Source organism: Butyricimonas sp. BSD2780061689_150309_C8 (genome assembly GCF_015560935.1).
In the GTDB taxonomy this organism is placed as follows: Bacteria; Bacteroidota; Bacteroidia; order Bacteroidales; family Marinifilaceae; genus Butyricimonas; species Butyricimonas paravirosa.
Map to the genome: position 1 here is coordinate 492522 of NZ_JADMSV010000001.1, position 17665 is coordinate 510186.

Below are 17665 nucleotides of genomic sequence, written 5' to 3' on the forward strand. Positions count from 1 at the left end.
TTCATTCAACCCGGCTGATCCCAGCCGGGTTTTTTAATTTAAATCCATAAATCATGACAAACAACATTCAATTTTACAGCGGAGAGAACATACCCCTGGAACTACATAAAGTCCGGGTCGTTCAAAAACTACATCTTGTACCCGTGGAACGACGCCTGAAAGCTTTGCAGGAATCCGGGTTCAATACCTTCAAGCTAAATACGAACGATGTGTTTCTGGATATGCTCACGGATAGTGGAACAAACGCCATGAGTGATAACCAAGTGGCTGCCATGTTTCGTGCCGATGACGCTTACGCCGGATCGCAAAGTTTCACCCGCCTGTTGAAAGCCGTGCAAGATGTACTTGGAAAAGAATTTCTACTCCCGGTACATCAGGGAAGAGCGGCAGAAAACATCATTTGCCGTACTTTTATCAAACCGGGACAAATCGTGCCGATGAATTACCACTTCACGACGGCCCTCGCCCATATCACGGAAAACGGGGGAAAGATCGCGGAACTTCTTTGTGACGATGCCTTGGAAATTCAGTCAACAAACCCGTTTAAAGGAAATATAGACATCCATAAACTGGAAAAATGCATTCAAGATCACGGCTCCGAAAATATCCCATTTATCCGAATGGAGGCTTCCACGAATTTAATCGGGGGCCAACCTTTTTCTATCCATAATCTTCAACAAGTCCGGGAAATTGCCGACCGACACGGAATCATGCTAGTGCTGGATGCCAGCCTATTAGGTGAAAATGCCTTTCTCGTGAAACAACGGGAGAAAGAATGGAAAAATGCCTCTCTCGCCGAGATACTGAAAACTATTACGGGACTGGCCGACTTGGTTTATTTTTCTGCTAGAAAACTCAGTTCTTCCCGGGGCGGGGGTATTTGCACGAATAACCGGACGTTATACGCGAAGATGGAAACCCTTATCCCTCTTTTTGAAGGTTTTCTCACTTACGGGGGAATATCGGTCCGGGAAATTGAGGCCATGGCTGTAGGTCTCTACGAAACACAAGATGAAACCATCATCCGACAAAGCCCGGATTCTATCGCGTTCCTCGTGAATGACCTACAACAAAAAGGAATTCCTGTTGTTACCCCTGCCGGTGTACTGGGATGCCACGTGGACGCCATGTCTTTCTGCAAGCATATCCCTCAATCGGAATACCCTGCCGGAGCTTTAGCCGCGGCTTTTTACCTCATTTCGGGTATTCGGGGAATGGAAAGAGGCACGATTTCCAGCGTGAGAGACGAGCAAGGAAACGAAATTCCCTCCGATCTGGAATTACTGCGCCTTGCCCTACCCCGGCGGGTGTTCACGCTATCGCAAATCAAATACGTGAGTGACCGGATGCAATGGTTATTTGATAACCGCCACCTGATCGGAGGACTACGTTTCGTGTATGAACCCCCGGTTCTACGTTTTTTCATGGGGACATTAACTCCTACCTCCGGATGGCCGCTACGTCTTCTAGCCAAATTTAAAGAAGATTTCGGAGAAAGTCTTTAATGAAATAATATTATATAACCCATTAAATAAAATACAATTATGAAAACAAAAAAATCAAATCTTCAAAAAGGAAACAAGAATATGCAAAATCACCTATCAATTTCAAAACAAACAAGTAAAAAGACTTCTACTAAAAAAGAATCTAAATTCAGTTTTAAACACGGAACGTTCTGTTGAAATACATCATCCGCCGGGAGCTATCCAAAAAGTAAAGGGATAGCTCCATTTTTAGAAAAGAAAAGAATATCTTTGAATTCTAATTTTGTAGTTAAAATGACCAAGCCATTAGAAATACAATCCTATTCCGAATGGAATCTGTTCACCCGCCAAGAACGTCCGTTAATGATCGCGGGTCCTTGCAGTGCTGAGAGTGAAGAGCAACTTTTTAACACGGCAACTAAACTGAAAAACAATGGAATAGAAGTTTTACGAGCCGGAATATGGAAACCTAGGACCCGTCCGAATTGTTTTGAAGGAGTCGGAGTAAAAGGATTGCCTTGGCTACAAAATATCCAAAAGGAACTGGGAATGAAAATTTCCACGGAAGTTGCTAATGCCCATCACGTGGAAGTCGCACTGAAATACGGGATGAATATGGTATGGATTGGCGCCCGTTCCACGGCAAACCCGTTTGCCGTTCAAGAAATTGCGGAATCTTTAAAAGGAGTTGATATTCCGGTTCTCGTCAAGAATCCGGTAAACCCGGACATAGAACTATGGATCGGTGCTTTTGAACGTCTCTATTTGTGTGGTATTACAAAATTAGGAGCTATTCATCGCGGTTTTTCATCCTATAACAGCACTCGCTATCGTAATATGCCTCAATGGCAAATACCGATTGAATTAAAGCGACGCATCAAGAATCTACCGCTTTTCTGTGACCCCAGCCACATCAGTGGCCATCGGGAATATATTCAGGAAATATCCCAGAAAGCAATGGACCTGGGATTCGATGGATTAATCATCGAGTCGCACGTGAATCCGGATTGTGCATTAAGTGATGCTTTTCAACAAATTACCCCCGATCAATTAAATCAAATTCTAGCCCATCTGATCATCCGGGAAGAACATCCTAACAACTCAAATAGTACCTTAATCATCGAAGAACTCCGGGAAAAAATAGATACTCTGGATAACACGATCATGGAAGTCCTTACCAACCGGATGAAAATTATTGAAGAGATCGGGACGTATAAAAAACAAAACAATATTACCATTCTCCAACCAGATCGCTGGGAAAAGATTCTAACCCGTGTTCTTGAAGAGGCCCGCAAGAATAATTTGAGTGAAGAACTCGTGGAGCGCGTGTTCAAAGCTATCCACCAAGCCTCTATCGATAGACAAACAGATATTATGAACGAATAAACCCCTTAAAAGTTTATACACTCTTAAGGGGTAATAGTTTATATTAATCTCAGATTACTTCAGTTTAATCATTTTCATACCTCCGGGACCTTTTATCTCTTTCGGTTTGGACAATTGTTCCTCTATAAACGGAATCAGTTTACCGTTAGAAGGTCTCATCGCATTGATCGTAATAATTTTACCTTCACTATCAAACATCATAAAACGAGGTATTCCGGTTATTATGTATTCATTGTACAATTTATCCTTTAAAGCTCCATCAACTATATATTGCGGCCATTGGGGTTTGTCTTCATCTAATTTTTTCTCCCAAAGGTTCTTTTTACTATCCACTGATACACTCACCAATAGAACCCGCGGATCATCTTTATAATGTTGGTATAATTTTTCCATGTTAGGAATCTCTTCCACACACGGCCCACACCATGTTGCCCAAATATCCATATAAACAAGTTTTCCCTTAAAATCTGAGAGTTTCACCAAATTACCATCACGATCACGCATTTCAAAATCCTTAGCTACCGATCCGGCCTCAAGATTATTATCCTTTGATGGTAATGGTCTTGCTTTCACAAAAGCAAGATGTTCCGGGTCTGTATTTATTTTATTAAAAGTTTCAACGAACTCTCTCGCATGAGCATTTCCCCCTCCCATATAAAACATAATGGCATAATAGTGAGAAACACTATTTTTAATCTCTTGATTACTTACTAGTTCATCAAGGATCAATAACTTTCTAATAAATGATTTAGCTGGATCATCTTGAGCGGTAGCCCTGTTTCTTGCCTCCCAAGATATTCGCCTTTCCACCACTCCCGTATAACCTAATGAGGCTTTGCGAGGATCTTTTCTAAAAGTGATACTATCATTCACATCCATTGACTTCATAAATTTTATGTAGTCAGCGTCCGTAAGAGTCAGTTTTTCGTCACCCCTTCCAAATCCAATTTTAGCCGAAATAATATCCACATTCTTTTCCACCCGATACTCCTCGACAAGATCCTGATCTCCCTTAATTTTATTCAATAATTGATCCAATTTTTTATCCAAACGATCCAAATTTGCCGAATACTCTTTAAACGTGGTAAATTTCTGTCCTCTAGCTCCTTTCAATCCAGATAACTGATTCGCATGAACAAATAAATAGGTATTAATATCCGTCCTATCCCCTGCAAATTTTGCTATTGTATTTCCATCCTTATCTTTTGATACTTCCAACCGGACTTCTTCCCCTTTACCTATTAACACGGGAATCCGGGTTTCATCAGGCATATTTATAGTAAACTTTTGTCCTTCATACCTGATCACCGGGTTAAATACAAACGATCCGTCACTTCCTATTTTAAGGGCCTCCCGATCACAACCTCCAATATTAATTTTTATCGTTTCGCCCTGATAATCATTAAATTTTCCTTTAATCACCTGTGCATTCACGGCGAACGTTCCAAGCAATATAATGCTTAATAAAATTAGTTTTTTCATCCTCATCAATATTTTATTGTTATTTATTATTTTGCCAATCATTATTAAATACAAGTATTTTCGGTGGAATTTGATAAACAAGCCGATCTTCTGTCAGCGCATAAGTACTTTCCCCATCTGTATGTGTATATTCAGCCTTCCAATCTTGAAAAAGCGGATCATTCCATAATCTTCTCATATCAAACCAACGTATTCCGGTCATCATATATTCCCGTAACCGTTCTTCCACGACAAAGCGGATTAATTTTTCCTGAGAAGTTATATCGGCAGGAATCACCGCAGCCTCTTGAGACATTCTATGACGCCGGAATTCTTCAAGATTTATCCGGGCCTCATTCTGCAAAGCCTGATCCGTAGAACGAGCCTGACACTCTACTAGCATTAAATATAGGTCTGGCATTTCAACCCCTAAATTAAAGACAGTCCTGCAAGGTAATCTTCTATATCCCTCCATAGCGGCCCCGGTCCTCGTTTTATTCGAAAAAAAGTTTCTTCGAAGATCATCTTGCCCGTACAGATCCATATATTTTTCCTTTATAAATAATTTAGGTTGGCCCGTTGCACTGGAAATAGAAGAGATTGAATACTGATAGTTGTAAACAACCTCTTTATTGGCTCCCGTATTATTAGCCGGGAAACCGGAAGTCCATGCGTATGGCTTAGCGGAATTATATCCCCATTCACTCAACATTTGATTATAATCCCACAGAGTGATACCCGTGGTGTTTATTTCAGAAGATTTAAGTGCTTTCTCTAAGGCAATTCTTGCATTCTCATAATCTCCTTTAACCCAGTAAGCCCTACCCAAGAAAAACCATCCTGCACATTGATAAATTCGTAATGGATGATTCGTTGATTCCACTAAATCGGGACAGGATTCTTCCAATTCTTTAATGATGAAATCATAAACTTCCTGAACTGTACTCCGTTTCAGATTTTTCAAATTCATATCATCCTCAACAACAAGGGGAACACATAAATCCGAATTCGCCGTTGATTCATTATATGGTTTTCCAAAATACTGGGCAAGAATCAGATATCTAAAAGCCCTATTTACCCGTGCTTCAGCTTGAAGTTCCAGCTTTCGTTTATTCGTCCCACCCGATGCATCCATCACATTATTAATGATAACATTGAACGTGTAGATTTGCTGGTACATTGTTGCCCATTCACAAACATCATCCTCTTCACCGAAAATTTTCCCCTCCCACTGATATGCCTGATTCATCTTGAAATCAAGTTCAGAAACCGAAGTTTGTGTCGCCGTAAGTTCATCCCCCATAAAAATATTATACAGAGTACTCACTCCTAATTTAGTCCCGAGTTCCGTTACTTGAGAATAGGTTACAGAAGTCAGATTTGTACTATTGAACATTCCGTTATAGTGTTCAATTGTTTCGGGAATATCCTTTCCTTTAGGTTTTACATCAAGGAAATCCTTACAACCTCCAAGCAACAAGACAACACTCAATATAGTTGCCAATCCGTGATATACATGATTACATTTCATAGGTCAACCTTATTTAAAATTAATAGTAAGCCCAAATGACCACGACGGACCGTATTTTGTCCCGCGTAAGCCACTTCTGTAATGGTGATATTCAGGGTCTATCCCATCATTATTTGCCGCTATCAAGAATAAATTAGAGGCTTGTGCCCGTAACGTTATTCTATCCATGAATAGTTTATCACACAAACTTTTAGGCAGAGAGTAGGATAATGTAATATCCCGTAACTTGACATAAGATGCATCCAAGACATTAATATCCGCTAATTCGTAAAAAGTAATGTCCCGTGACTTCGTTTTATTTTCAACCGTTTTAGAAACATATTTCGGTACATCCGTGTATTTCTCATCACCGGGTTCCCGCCAACGGTCCAAAAACTTCTTACTTACATTACGTGCCAGTCGCCCGTACCAAAAATTATTTACATCACGACGCATTTTGTGACCAAAATTATACACAAGCATAAACGAAAAATCAAACCCCTTGTAAGAAAAGTTGTTCGTCAATGCACCATACCATTTCGGCTGAGTAACACCCATAAACTTCACGGCATCCTCGGTCAAAGATTCATCTTGATAATCACTGATTATTTGTCCTTCTGCGTTGTAAACCTGAGGGTTTCCTTCCTCACTCAAACCTGCCCACCGATACGCAAACAAGCTATTACCTGCATAACCTTCAATATAGTCCATGTACACTTTTTTACCCGCGGTCATTGCACCATCAAGATTGAGTTTCAGAACTTTATTACGGTTATTCGTCATTGTTAGTACGGTTGACCAACTAAAATTTCGTGTAAAAATATTCTTCGTCCTAAGAGATACTTCAAATCCCTGATTTTTCATATCTCCGAAATTAGTATAAAAACTCTCCCACCCTAGCGTCTGATCGGTCGGTTTTGTTGCTAACAATTCTGTTGTCAATTTATGGTACACGTCTATTGATGCGGTAATCCGATTATTGAACATGGCCACATCTATCCCACCATTTATAGTCCGAGTTCTTTCCCAATGAATCTTATCATTTGCCGGATACATGATGTCATAACCTATACCCAATCCTGCAAACATCGTACTGGCCTTTGCATTCAACAGATTATAAGGGCCTCCTTTACCCGGTTTAGGGGAATTTCCTCCCAAACCATAACTAAACCGGAAATCCAGACGATTCAGGAAATCAACCTGATCCATAAAACTTTCCCTCTTCAAGTTCCAAGCCACACCAACAGACCAAATGGGTTTAAACTGGACACTAGGATCACTTCCGTATAAATTTGACTGATCCACTCGAATACTGCCATTTAAAGTATATTTACTATTGTAAGTATAGGCAACATTCGAATAAAAAGAAACAAACCGTTTTTCCGTTTCACTCTGAGAAAACATTTTCGTTACCAATGTATTACGGGGTGTCCCGAAATTACTATACACGGCACCTGAAACTCCATTTGTGGCAAGTTCCTTTTCGTCATACGCTTGGTAAGTTTGCGATTGCGGATCATATCCCCGTCGTGTATTCGAATTGGACGTAGATACTCCCGACTGTATTTCCATACCGGCAATCGCCGTTATTTGTTGCTTATCCTTACCGAAAACACGGTCATAATTGAACTGATTTCGAATCGTCCAGTTCATCCCGTCAATATTAGCAAGGGTATATCGGCCTCCGGTAGTGGGAAGATAATAAGTCGGAGCCGTGGTAGAAGGCGGATTAGCCGGTTTTGTGTATCTTGCTAACTCTATTCTGACTAGCGACGAATTTTGACTGTAAAATAACTCGCTCTTGCTATAATTTTGCTGGTACTGGAAACGTCCCTCATATTTTAATCCCTTGATCAAATTGATAGCTATTCCCAAATTTACACGGCCATTCACTGATTTTGACTTATTAAACCCTTCTTTCATATCATCCAAGGGGACATAACTCAAATCAAGAAGACTCTTTGTTTCAAGCTCATCTTGATAATCTTTATAAAAAACCGTGTGGGAATGGTCAATTGGGTTCCCTTCTTCATCTGCCAACATCTCATAAGGTAAAATCGTATTTTCATTCGTGTATGCCGGCATGAGACCTGTTTTTACATTCTGCACGGAAAGATTCGTTGTCAAGTCAATTTTCAACCATTTTTTCAACTGTATATTATGCTTAAAATTGAGCATGATCTTGTTGGTATTCGCCCGTTCGGTACTTTGGTTGTACTCGTAACCAACCGATCCATAGATGGAATAAATATCATTGGCTGCACCCGAAAATGATACCGTATGTTTCGTGAATAAAGCCGGCTGCAATAAATATTTTTCAATTTGTGAACGATTATTCAACTTGGCTAATGCATCAAGCTGCCGATCCCGTTCAATCTCATCTATCTCACCATTAGCATACTGATATAACGGTATTTCATGCGGATAGACCAAAGCTCCCCCATTTTTGGTTGTTACCGTAGCCCACGGATAAGCTTCCGGATCAAAAATCTCCTTTGCAGATTGGATGATCTGTTCACTACTCATAAGTCCCCTATATCCAAAATCAGGAAGTCCCTTGTAGGTAAATGAACCATCATAAGTGATTTTTAAACGATGATCCCCGGTTTTCCCCGATTTCGTAGTTATCACGATTACCCCATTTGCGGCTCTCGCCCCCCAAATTGAAGCAGAAGTCGCATCTTTAAGGAAGGTCACGCTCTCTATATCGTTACTATTTATAAGTTCTTCAATATTTCCTTCCTCTAACGCAACCCCATCAACCACGATAAGTGGTTCGGTTGACGAGTTGATCGAAGTGGTTCCCCGGATCAGGAATTTGTCTTCTCCCGTTCCGTAATTCACGCTTAATCCGGGAGTAAGTCCCTCAAGAGTTTCAAGAATATTTCCCGTTAGATTCGCTTTTTTGGACACTTCTTCACCTGAAACTCTCGAATATGAACCCGCACTTCTTTCCCTGGAAATAGTCTGGTAGCCAGTCACTATTACATCATCAAATTTTTGCAATTTAGCAGTTAAGACAACTTTATAGTTATCTTTTTCCGAAACTTTCAATTCCTGTGGCTCCATCCCCACAAACGAAAGAACAAATACCGGTTTCGTACCATCTTCAACTGCAACATTAAACTTCCCGTTAACATCCGTTGCAACACCTTTATGTGAACCTTTAATAACAACGTGAACACCCGGTAAGGGTTGCCCGGTTTCATCCGTTACCACACCTGTAATCATTCTCACCGCTTTCAAGGGACGGTCAACAGGAGCTTTCCGAATAACAACAACGCTATCTTCGAAAACATAAGTCAATCCCAATGCAGGTAAAAATTCTTTTAATACTTTTTCTAATTCCTGATTATCAGCCTTTACAGAAACTTTTCCTTTAGATTCAACCAACTTATGGTCGTACAAGAAAACCATTTTAGCCTGTTTTCCCAATTCTGCAAAAACTTCTGAAAGTGGAGTTTCCGTGAAATTAACTGAAATTTTAGCTGTCTGGGAAAAAGCAACTGTATTTACTGATAAAAATAAAATCATCAATAAAAAAAGTGGCAATTTCATTTTAATTAAAAATCTCCGGACACTCAATTCATCCGTCAACCTTTTCTTGGTTCGCTTTTTTTTCATAACTTTGTTTTTTAATTATTACTACTTAGCAAAATAGTCTCACTACCATTTAAGCTATTTTGCAGGTTTAGCTTGCTAAGGATGCAACCTTAGCAAGTTTATTTTTTCCTGACGGTTAATTTCTTACCATTCAGTTCAAATGTAACATTATTGGTATATTCGAATTTTTTAAGCAGATTTATGAGATTGTCGTAACGAGCCATCTTGCCTGAACTCGTGAAACACAAGTCTTTAACTGATTCATCTGCATAGATCACGTCCACATCATACCACAATGACAGCATCGCTAATATATCTTCAAGTCTCGTTTCATTGAATTTATAAAAACCATTTTTCCAGGATGTATATAATTCAGTGTCAACTTCCTGTATCTTTACTGATCTCGTCTCTTTCTCAAAAACAATTTGTTGACCCGGGAGAATCGTATGGGTATTACCGGAACATTCCACGTCAATTTTTCCATTAACGAGTGTCGTCCTGACAATTTTATAATCCGGGTAGGCATTTATATTGAAAGAGGTTCCCCGAACTAAAATATTCATATCATTTGTTTTAACAATGAATGGTTTATTCGGATTATGCGTTACTTCAAAATAGGCCTCTCCTTCAAGAAATACTTGCCGACTTTCACCTGCAAACGAAACAGGGTATTTCAATGTTGACGAAGAATTTAAATAAACCCGAGTTCCATCTTCAAGCGTCACGTTCCATTCTCCTCCCCTTTCCGTTTTCAATATATTATACTCCATTTGCCGCAAGCTATCAGCACGTTGATATGTTAATGTTTTGTCACTGGACGAAACATTGACATGATTCATTCCCGTCAAACGATTCTCTTTAATCGTATCCAGATCTAGCCAGTTACCATTTGCAAGTTGTAGTTGAACTTTCGAATGTTCACCACTTTCATTCAAGTTTACAGATCCCGGCTCCGGATGATTTAAAAACAAGGTAAATAAGGCAACAAGAGCAAAAACAGCCGCCACCGAAGTTGATACAAGAATTTTCCGACGAATGAATCTCCTATTCCGATGCTGTTTTAATCGGGATAGTACATCTGTATATTCTGACCTCCATTGTTCAAATTTCTCATCACTGAGTGAATACGAATCATATGCTTTTATTTTCTGATATAATGCACGATGCTCAGCCGACTCGGCTAACCATTCTGATAGTATTTCCGATTCCTGATCATTTAATGATCCATCAAGACTTTTATTAATAATAATCCAATCTATCGAGTCCATTTTTTGAGTTTATTTGTATATACAATCCCAAGAACTCAAAAAGGTTTACAAATAATTCCGATTTTTTTTCTACTCTTGGAAAAATTCTAAGTATGCACTAATCAAAATAAAGAAAGCAGAATCAGCAGCCAATTGTTCTTTTATCTTTAATATTGCCCTATGTACTTGCACTTTAGCTGTATTTTCAGAAATTGAAAGCTCCGACGCAATTTCGCTATATTTCATTTCTTTGATCAATCGCATTTTAGCTATCTGACGACATTTACCCGATAAATGTTCTATCGCAAGATAAATCTTTTCTAATAACTCTTCATCATCTATCCATTCCATGGATTCGGAATTCAACATTGCCTCTGCATAGAGAACATTTCGACGATCTTCAACTTTCCGATCCCGCAAATATTTCAAACATGAATTACGGACAGATACAAATAACCAACCTGAAAGGTTACTCCGGGCAGATAATTTCTTGCTATTTTCATATAAACTGATGAATACATCCTGTACTAGATCGTGAGCAACCTCGGTATCAAATACCATTCGCTCGGCAAAATGATGTAACTGTTTGAAATAAATCTCAAACAACTCTTGATAAGCCGCCTCATCATTAGCCTTTAATCTTTCTAGCAGAATATTAGTTTCATCCATTACACTGAAATACACACAAAGATATAAAATTATTAAGAAACAGCAGAATGAAAATAATCATACACGATATTTCCTTTAGCCGGACCTATGGCTTTTGCTAACTCTTCACGAGATGCCTCTTTTATAGCATTTACAGATTTAAAATATTGTAATAAAGATACTTCTGTTTTCTCACCTATACCTTTAATTTCACTTAATACACTGATTGTCTGTTTTTTCTCTCGTAATTTACGATGAAAAGTGATACCAAAACGGTGAGCCTCGTCCCGGATGTGCATTAATGTCTTTAAAGCCACGGAAGTTTTCGCTAACAAATAAGGATCTTTATCTCCGGGATAATATATTTCTTCCATTTGCTTGGCCAAACCAATGATAGGTACGCTTTCCAACAAATCCAATTTACGTAATGTGGCCACAGCTGAACTTAATTGCCCCTTTCCACCATCCACCACAATCAAATCAGGCAACTCCCCACCCTCTTCAAGTACCCGGTGATAGCGACGGTACAATATCTCTTCCATCGAAGCGAAATCATTTGCCCCAATAACAGTTTTCACGTGGAAACGTCTGTATTCCCGCTTTGCCGGTTTACCGTCAATAAAAACAACACAAGAGGCTACAGGATTGGTTCCTTGTATATTAGAGTTATCGAAACATTCCATCCGATGAGGTAATCGAGGTAATTTCAGATCATTTTTTATTGTATTTAGTAGATCTAATTTACTATCCTGCCGCCGTAATCCCCGCTGCCTCTCCCGATCCATTTTAAAGAATTTCACGTTCCGTTCAGATAACTCCAATAGTTGTTTTTTCTCCCCTCTTTGCGGGATAGCATAGTTCATTCCTTCCATCAATACATCCGGGTAGAAAGGTACTAGAACCTCCCTAGAGCGACTATTTACCAATTGGCGGATCTCAAAAATGGCAAAAGAAAGCAAAGACTCTTTCGATTCATCCAATTTTTTCTCTAATTCAATAGTATGCACTTGATTCACAGCTCCATGAACAATTCTCAAGTAATTCACATAGGCATATTTTTCATCTTCCAAGTAAGAAAATACATCTATATCGTTTATTGAGGTACTTACTATCGTGGATTTTGTTTGATGAGTTTTCAATGCTTCTATGGCCTCCTTCATTTCCTGTGCCTTTTCGAATTGAAGAGAAATAGTATATTCCTTCATTTTCCGAGTCATAAAATCGATCACGGAAGAAATATTTCCTTTCAAAATATTCCGGATTTGTGCAATATACTCCATGTATTCCTCTTCCTGCACGTACCCAACGCAAGGCCCCATACAATTTCCGATGTGATATTCCAGGCATACTTTATACTTTCCACTATAAACAGCTGATTTATTGAGAGATAAATTACAAGTTCTCAATTTATACAGTGATTTTATCAAGGAAATCAAGGTGTTAGCATATTTAGCCGAAGTGTAAGGCCCAAAATACTCTGAACCGTTCCGGATAAATTTCCGAGTGGTAAAAACTCGTGGAAAAGCCTCTTTTGTAATACAAATCCAAGGGTACGTTTTATCATCTTTCAACAGAATATTATACCGGGGTTTGTATTTTTTTATCAAATTATTCTCTAGTAATAGCGCATCTTCCTCTGTATTAACCACAATGTACTTCAAATCCCGTATTTTACGGACTAAAACCATTGTTTTAGAGGTCTGATTTGTCTTCACAAAATAAGATGAAACTCTGTTTTTCAGATTCTTAGCCTTACCTATATATATAATTACTCCATTTGCATCAAAAAATTGATACACTCCCGGAGTCGTAGGTAATTTACTGACCTTCTCTTTCAATCCAAATTCATCTTCTGCCATATACTATTTCACAAAATCAAACTTCTCAAAATCAAAGATTCCTTTTTCCCCTATTTTTAAAGTAGGTATTACAATTAATGCCATAAATGAAAGTGTCATGAAAGGAGATTTTAAAGGTGTTCCCATTTTTGAAAGTATTTCATTCAATTTCATGTAGCGATCTGCCACTTCTTCCCCACTTTTATCACTTATAATACCACCGATAGGAAGGGGCAAAGAGTGTAATTTGCCCTCTTCATTCACGACTAAACCACCTTTTTCTTTTATCAATTCATTTATTGCAAGCATTAAATCTTGATCGGTACAACCCACCGCAATAATATTATGCGAGTCATGTGATATAGAAGAAGCAAAAGCTCCCCGCTTTAAACCGATGCCCGAAATAAAACCGACCTGCGGTTTAGAATTAAAGTAACGATTTAAATAAACTATTTTCAAAACATCTTTATCTAAATCCGATTGAAAATCTTCTATCTTTTCATCGAAATGAAGAATTTTACGGTCTGTCAAAAGACTATCAGGTTTTACTTGAATACAGGTAACATCTCCAAAAACATTAGTATGGAGATCAGATAAACTTATTTCATCATGATGAAACTTATTTAATAAAGGTACATCACAAACCGGATTATTTTTAGAACTGTTTTCACCATAGACTACCTCCCCACGAATATAAGTGGAACGTATATTCAAAGATTCTATATCATTCAGAATAATGAAATCCGCACTATCCCCAACATGCAAAGTTCCTATATTTAGATTATAAAAACGTACCGGATTAAGACATGCAATCTGCAAAATATCAAAAATACCAAAGCCATCAGCCAATGCTTTTCTGACAATTTTATTAATATGACCTTCATTTAATAAGTCATCAGCATGTGAATCATCCGTGCAAAACATGACGCTATCCGTACGTGTAGCAATCAATGATTTTAACGCATCATAGTTTTTAGCAGCACTTCCCTCCCTGATCATAATGTGCATTCCTTTCGAAATTTTCTCTTCTGCCTCTTCTAGGGTCGAAGATTCATGATCGGTTTCTATACCATGAGCAATATATGAACTCAATGGATCACCCACGAGTTCTGGTGCATGACCATCTATTTTTAATCGGTATTTCTTGGCTATTTCTATTTTTCCAATGACATCCGGATCATTATTTATAACGCCAGGAACGTTCATGGCCTCAGAAAGCATTGTAAATTTTCCAGTTTTTGCTAATTTATCAGTGTCTTCTATGGATAAAATGGACCCCGGTTTATCGAATGAAGTTGCGGGAACACATGAAGGAATACCCCAAAAGAATTTTAAAGGTGCCTTTTTTCCATTATTTACCATCAATTCCACCCCTTCTACCCCTAAAACATTGGCAATTTCATGCGGATCGGCAACCACTCCCACTGTTCCATTCGGAATTACTAATTTGGAAAACTCTACAGGCATTAACATGGAACTTTCCACATGGACATGCGCATCTATAAATCCCGGCGAAATATATTGATCATACGAATTAGAATTCCTTTCTATATTTATGATCTTTCCTTCAGATATAGATATAGCGCAAGGATAAAATTCCCTGTTTTCTATATCAATTAAATTCCCTTCAATAATTTCCATTTTATACCTCGGTTTTTGTTTGTAATTTTTACCCTACAAATATACCTTTTTACCCGGATTTATTCAATAGTGCCCTTCGCACTATTTTTCAATGTTCCACGTGAAACATTTCTTTTATCTTCCCAATAAAATCAATAAAACATTGATGTCAGAAGGTGATACTCCTGTAATACGTGATGCCTGTCCAATAGTTTTCGGATTAATCTTTGTCAATTTTTGACGAGCTTCATAAGAGAGAGAAGTTATCTCCATATAATTAAATTTATTCGCAATAACTAAATTTTCTAACCGATTCAATTTATCAGCTATTAATTTTTCTCTCTCGATATATCCCGAATATTTAATTAAAACTTCGGCAGCTTCTATGATTTCTTCCCGCAAATTATTATCAAAAATAAATTCTTTCAAAGAAGGAATTGAATCTACAATTTTAGGAATAGTTACCTGCGGTCTCGAAATAATATCAATCAATTTAATTTTTTGGCGGATAGGCGAAGATTCTAAACTTTCTAAAGTCGAATTAATTTCTTCGGGTGAAATACTAAAATTAGTAACAAAATCCATCAACCGATCACGTTTCAAAATTTTATCTTCAAACACGGCAAAACGATTTTCTTTCACAAGACCTAGAGAATATCCTAAAGGAGTCAACCGGGCATCCGCATCATCCTGCCTCAATAAAATTCTATACTCCGCACGAGAAGTAAACATACGGTAAGGTTCATCTACCCCTTTTGTAACTAAATCATCAATCAGTACTCCAATATAAGCCTGATCTCGATTCAGTACGAAATCTCTATTTTCATGAAGTGAAAGATGGGCATTTATTCCGGCCATCAATCCTTGAGCCGCTGCCTCCTCGTATCCGGTAGTCCCGTTTATTTGTCCGGCAAAATAAAGTCCCTTGATTAATTTTGTTTCTAAAGTCGGATACAATTGAGTAGGTTGGAAAAAATCATACTCGATAGCATAACCCGGTCTGAAAATTTTTACATTCTCAAAACCCTCCACATTTCTCAATGCCCGCAATTGAATATCCCAAGGTAAAGAAGAAGAAAATCCATTCAAATAATATTCGGTTGTCTTCTCCCCTTCCGGCTCCAAAAACAAATGATGACTATCTCGATCTGAAAAAGTATCTAATTTAGTTTCTATACTCGGACAATAACGAGGACCTATACTTTTTATCGTACCATTAAATAAAGGACTATCATCAAATCCTTCCCGTAAAATATCATGTACGACTTTATTCGTATAGGCGATATAGCAAGGTCTCTTCTCAAGTGAATTCGTATACGCAAAACTCAGAAAAGAGAATTTATGGAAATCATTATCTCCATCCTGACGGGTTAATTTAGAAAAATCAACACTTCGACCATCTATACGAACCGGAGTACCCGTTTTCATCCGCCCGACTGCAAAACCATATTCTTTCAACTGATCGGATAAACCATAAGTAGCCGGTTCTGAAATTCGACCACCGGGAAAACTAACTCGTCCGATATGCATCAGACCGTTTAAAAAGGTACCATTAGTCAAAATCACTCGACGGGAGCTAAAAGAAATCCCTAATTTAGTTTTGACCCCGATAACTCGATCTTTATCCAAAAGAAGTTCGATCACATCATCCTGCCACAAATCCAGATTATCGGTATGCTCTACCCTATCTCTCCATTCGGCAGAAAAAATCATTCGATCACATTGAGCCCTCGGACTCCACATAGCAGGCCCTTTAGATAGGTTCAGCATACGGAATTGGATTGTACTTTTATCTGTTACAATGCCAGATCCACCACCTAAAGCATCTATCTCTCTAACAATCTGACCTTTAGCAATACCACCCATAGCCGGATTACAAGACATTTGCGCTATCTTATTCATATCCAATGTAATAAGTAGCGTCTTCGATCCTAAATTAGCTGCAGCACAAGCTGCCTCACAACCAGCGTGTCCGGCCCCTACTACAATAACATCATATACGGGCAGTAATTGTGACATAATTATATCATTTTAAGCAATTCTAAGCAATGATTTTCATTTTGACGCATCTCTTTCGCGTCAGCATCTGATTTATCTTTAAAACCTATTAAATGAAGTACAGAGTGTACGACAACCCTATGTAATTCATCTTCATAAGTTGTATTGAATTCTAAAGCATTGGATTGAACTGTATCAAGACTGATAAAAACATCACCTGACAATATTTTTCTCTCAGAGTAGTCAAAAGTAATAACGTCGGTGTAATAATCATGATTCAAATATTTCCTGTTTACATCCAGGATATAATCATCATTACAAAAAATAAAAGAGATCGTTCCTAATTGAAACGAATAATCATCAGCAACAGCTTGTAGCCATTGTTTCACTCTCTCTTCATTAAAAAAAGAAGGAATATCACATTCCTCACTAAAAAAAAGAAGTTCGCTCATCTATATATTATAAATTGAAAACCATGGTCACCTTTGATCCACCGTCTTCAAAAATCAAATCATCAGAAAGCGTTTTCATCAGGTAAAGACCACGTCCTGCATCTTTTTCTATATTATCCGGTAAAGTAGGATCCGGGATATAAGAATAATCAAAACCTTCTCCCTCGTCTTTCACGGCCACGAATAAACGCTTTTCTTCTTCGTAAACCGAAAACTTAACATGCTTTGAAGAATCCAGTTTATTTCCGTAAAGAATTGCATTATTAACAGCTTCAATAACACACAAACTTATCTTGCCGAACACATCCGGTTCGACATTATAAACATCCGAGAAATAATCGATAAAGTTCTCAACTTTAACGATATTACCAATTTCAGAGGCAATCGAAAACTCTAATTTGTCCATCGCTTTTTCAAA

12 protein-coding genes are annotated in these 17665 nt (G+C 38.2%); 2 read left to right on the forward strand and 10 right to left on the reverse strand.

Going from position 1 to position 17665, the window contains the following annotated elements; all coding sequences use genetic code 11:
- Positions 1-53: 53 nt before the first annotated feature.
- Both I2I33_RS01905 and I2I33_RS01910 read left to right on the forward strand, forming a co-directional pair.
- A complete protein-coding gene (locus I2I33_RS01905; RefSeq protein ID WP_087419253.1) occupies positions 54-1505 on the forward strand; it encodes a tryptophanase in 1452 nt (483 codons plus the stop codon).
- A gap of 273 nt (positions 1506-1778) precedes the next feature.
- Positions 1779-2870 (forward strand): bifunctional 3-deoxy-7-phosphoheptulonate synthase/chorismate mutase type II, encoded by a 1092-nt coding sequence (locus tag I2I33_RS01910; protein ID WP_087419254.1) that lies wholly within the window; start codon positions 1779-1781, stop codon positions 2868-2870.
- 54 nt (positions 2871-2924) lie between these two features.
- Here the strand turns inward: I2I33_RS01910 and I2I33_RS01915 are convergent, their stop codons facing one another.
- From I2I33_RS01915 to I2I33_RS01960, 10 genes are all read right to left on the reverse strand, one after another.
- On the reverse strand, positions 2925-4352 hold the full coding sequence (locus I2I33_RS01915) for a TlpA family protein disulfide reductase (protein WP_162613672.1): 1428 nt from the start codon (positions 4350-4352) through the stop codon (positions 2925-2927).
- 19 nt (positions 4353-4371) lie between these two features.
- Positions 4372-5862, reverse strand: coding sequence for a RagB/SusD family nutrient uptake outer membrane protein (locus tag I2I33_RS01920; RefSeq protein WP_087419256.1), 1491 nt, complete (start codon positions 5860-5862; stop codon positions 4372-4374).
- A gap of 9 nt (positions 5863-5871) precedes the next feature.
- The gene (locus tag I2I33_RS01925) at positions 5872-9465 is read right to left on the reverse strand and encodes a SusC/RagA family TonB-linked outer membrane protein (protein WP_087419257.1); all 3594 of its coding nucleotides are present in this window, start codon (positions 9463-9465) and stop codon (positions 5872-5874) included.
- A gap of 98 nt (positions 9466-9563) precedes the next feature.
- The gene (locus tag I2I33_RS01930; protein ID WP_087419258.1) at positions 9564-10712 is read right to left on the reverse strand and encodes a FecR family protein; all 1149 of its coding nucleotides are present in this window, start codon (positions 10710-10712) and stop codon (positions 9564-9566) included.
- 69 nt (positions 10713-10781) lie between these two features.
- Complete coding sequence (locus tag I2I33_RS01935; RefSeq protein ID WP_140402526.1) at positions 10782-11375, reverse strand: RNA polymerase sigma factor; 594 nt, start codon at positions 11373-11375, stop codon at positions 10782-10784.
- A gap of 17 nt (positions 11376-11392) precedes the next feature.
- Positions 11393-13198 carry an excinuclease ABC subunit UvrC gene (gene uvrC, locus I2I33_RS01940; RefSeq protein WP_087419260.1) on the reverse strand — a complete coding sequence of 602 codons (1806 nt, stop codon included), beginning with the start codon at positions 13196-13198 and terminating at the stop codon, positions 11393-11395.
- A 3-nt stretch (positions 13199-13201) separates the two neighbouring features.
- The gene (gene ade, locus I2I33_RS01945) at positions 13202-14818 is read right to left on the reverse strand and encodes an adenine deaminase (protein WP_087419261.1); all 1617 of its coding nucleotides are present in this window, start codon (positions 14816-14818) and stop codon (positions 13202-13204) included.
- Positions 14819-14932: 114 nt separating this feature from the next.
- A complete protein-coding gene (gene mnmG / locus I2I33_RS01950) occupies positions 14933-16816 on the reverse strand; it encodes a tRNA uridine-5-carboxymethylaminomethyl(34) synthesis enzyme MnmG (protein WP_087419262.1) in 1884 nt (627 codons plus the stop codon).
- A 2-nt stretch (positions 16817-16818) separates the two neighbouring features.
- Entirely contained in the window at positions 16819-17247 is a 429-nt protein-coding gene (gene ybeY, locus I2I33_RS01955; protein WP_087419263.1) for an rRNA maturation RNase YbeY, read from the reverse strand.
- A gap of 7 nt (positions 17248-17254) precedes the next feature.
- Complete coding sequence (locus I2I33_RS01960; protein WP_027202137.1) at positions 17255-17653, reverse strand: ATP-binding protein; 399 nt, start codon at positions 17651-17653, stop codon at positions 17255-17257.
- Positions 17654-17665 lie beyond the last annotated feature (12 nt).

Bases quoted from the DNA above. Each gene is read 5' to 3' on its own strand.
- I2I33_RS01905 (WP_087419253.1), top strand. From the start codon at position 54: ATGACAAACAACATTCAATTTTACAGCGGAGAGAACATACCCCTGGAA.
- I2I33_RS01910 (WP_087419254.1), top strand. From the start codon at position 1,779: ATGACCAAGCCATTAGAAATACAATCCTATTCCGAATGGAATCTGTTC.
- I2I33_RS01915 (WP_162613672.1), bottom strand. From the start codon at position 4,352: ATGAAAAAACTAATTTTATTAAGCATTATATTGCTTGGAACGTTCGCC.
- I2I33_RS01920 (WP_087419256.1), bottom strand. From the start codon at position 5,862: ATGAAATGTAATCATGTATATCACGGATTGGCAACTATATTGAGTGTT.
- I2I33_RS01925 (WP_087419257.1), bottom strand. From the start codon at position 9,465: ATGAAAAAAAAGCGAACCAAGAAAAGGTTGACGGATGAATTGAGTGTC.
- I2I33_RS01930 (WP_087419258.1), bottom strand. From the start codon at position 10,712: ATGGACTCGATAGATTGGATTATTATTAATAAAAGTCTTGATGGATCA.
- uvrC (WP_087419260.1), bottom strand. From the start codon at position 13,198: ATGGCAGAAGATGAATTTGGATTGAAAGAGAAGGTCAGTAAATTACCT.
- ade (WP_087419261.1), bottom strand. From the start codon at position 14,818: ATGGAAATTATTGAAGGGAATTTAATTGATATAGAAAACAGGGAATTT.
- mnmG (WP_087419262.1), bottom strand. From the start codon at position 16,816: ATGTCACAATTACTGCCCGTATATGATGTTATTGTAGTAGGGGCCGGA.
- ybeY (WP_087419263.1), bottom strand. From the start codon at position 17,247: ATGAGCGAACTTCTTTTTTTTAGTGAGGAATGTGATATTCCTTCTTTT.
- I2I33_RS01960 (WP_027202137.1), bottom strand. From the start codon at position 17,653: ATGGACAAATTAGAGTTTTCGATTGCCTCTGAAATTGGTAATATCGTT.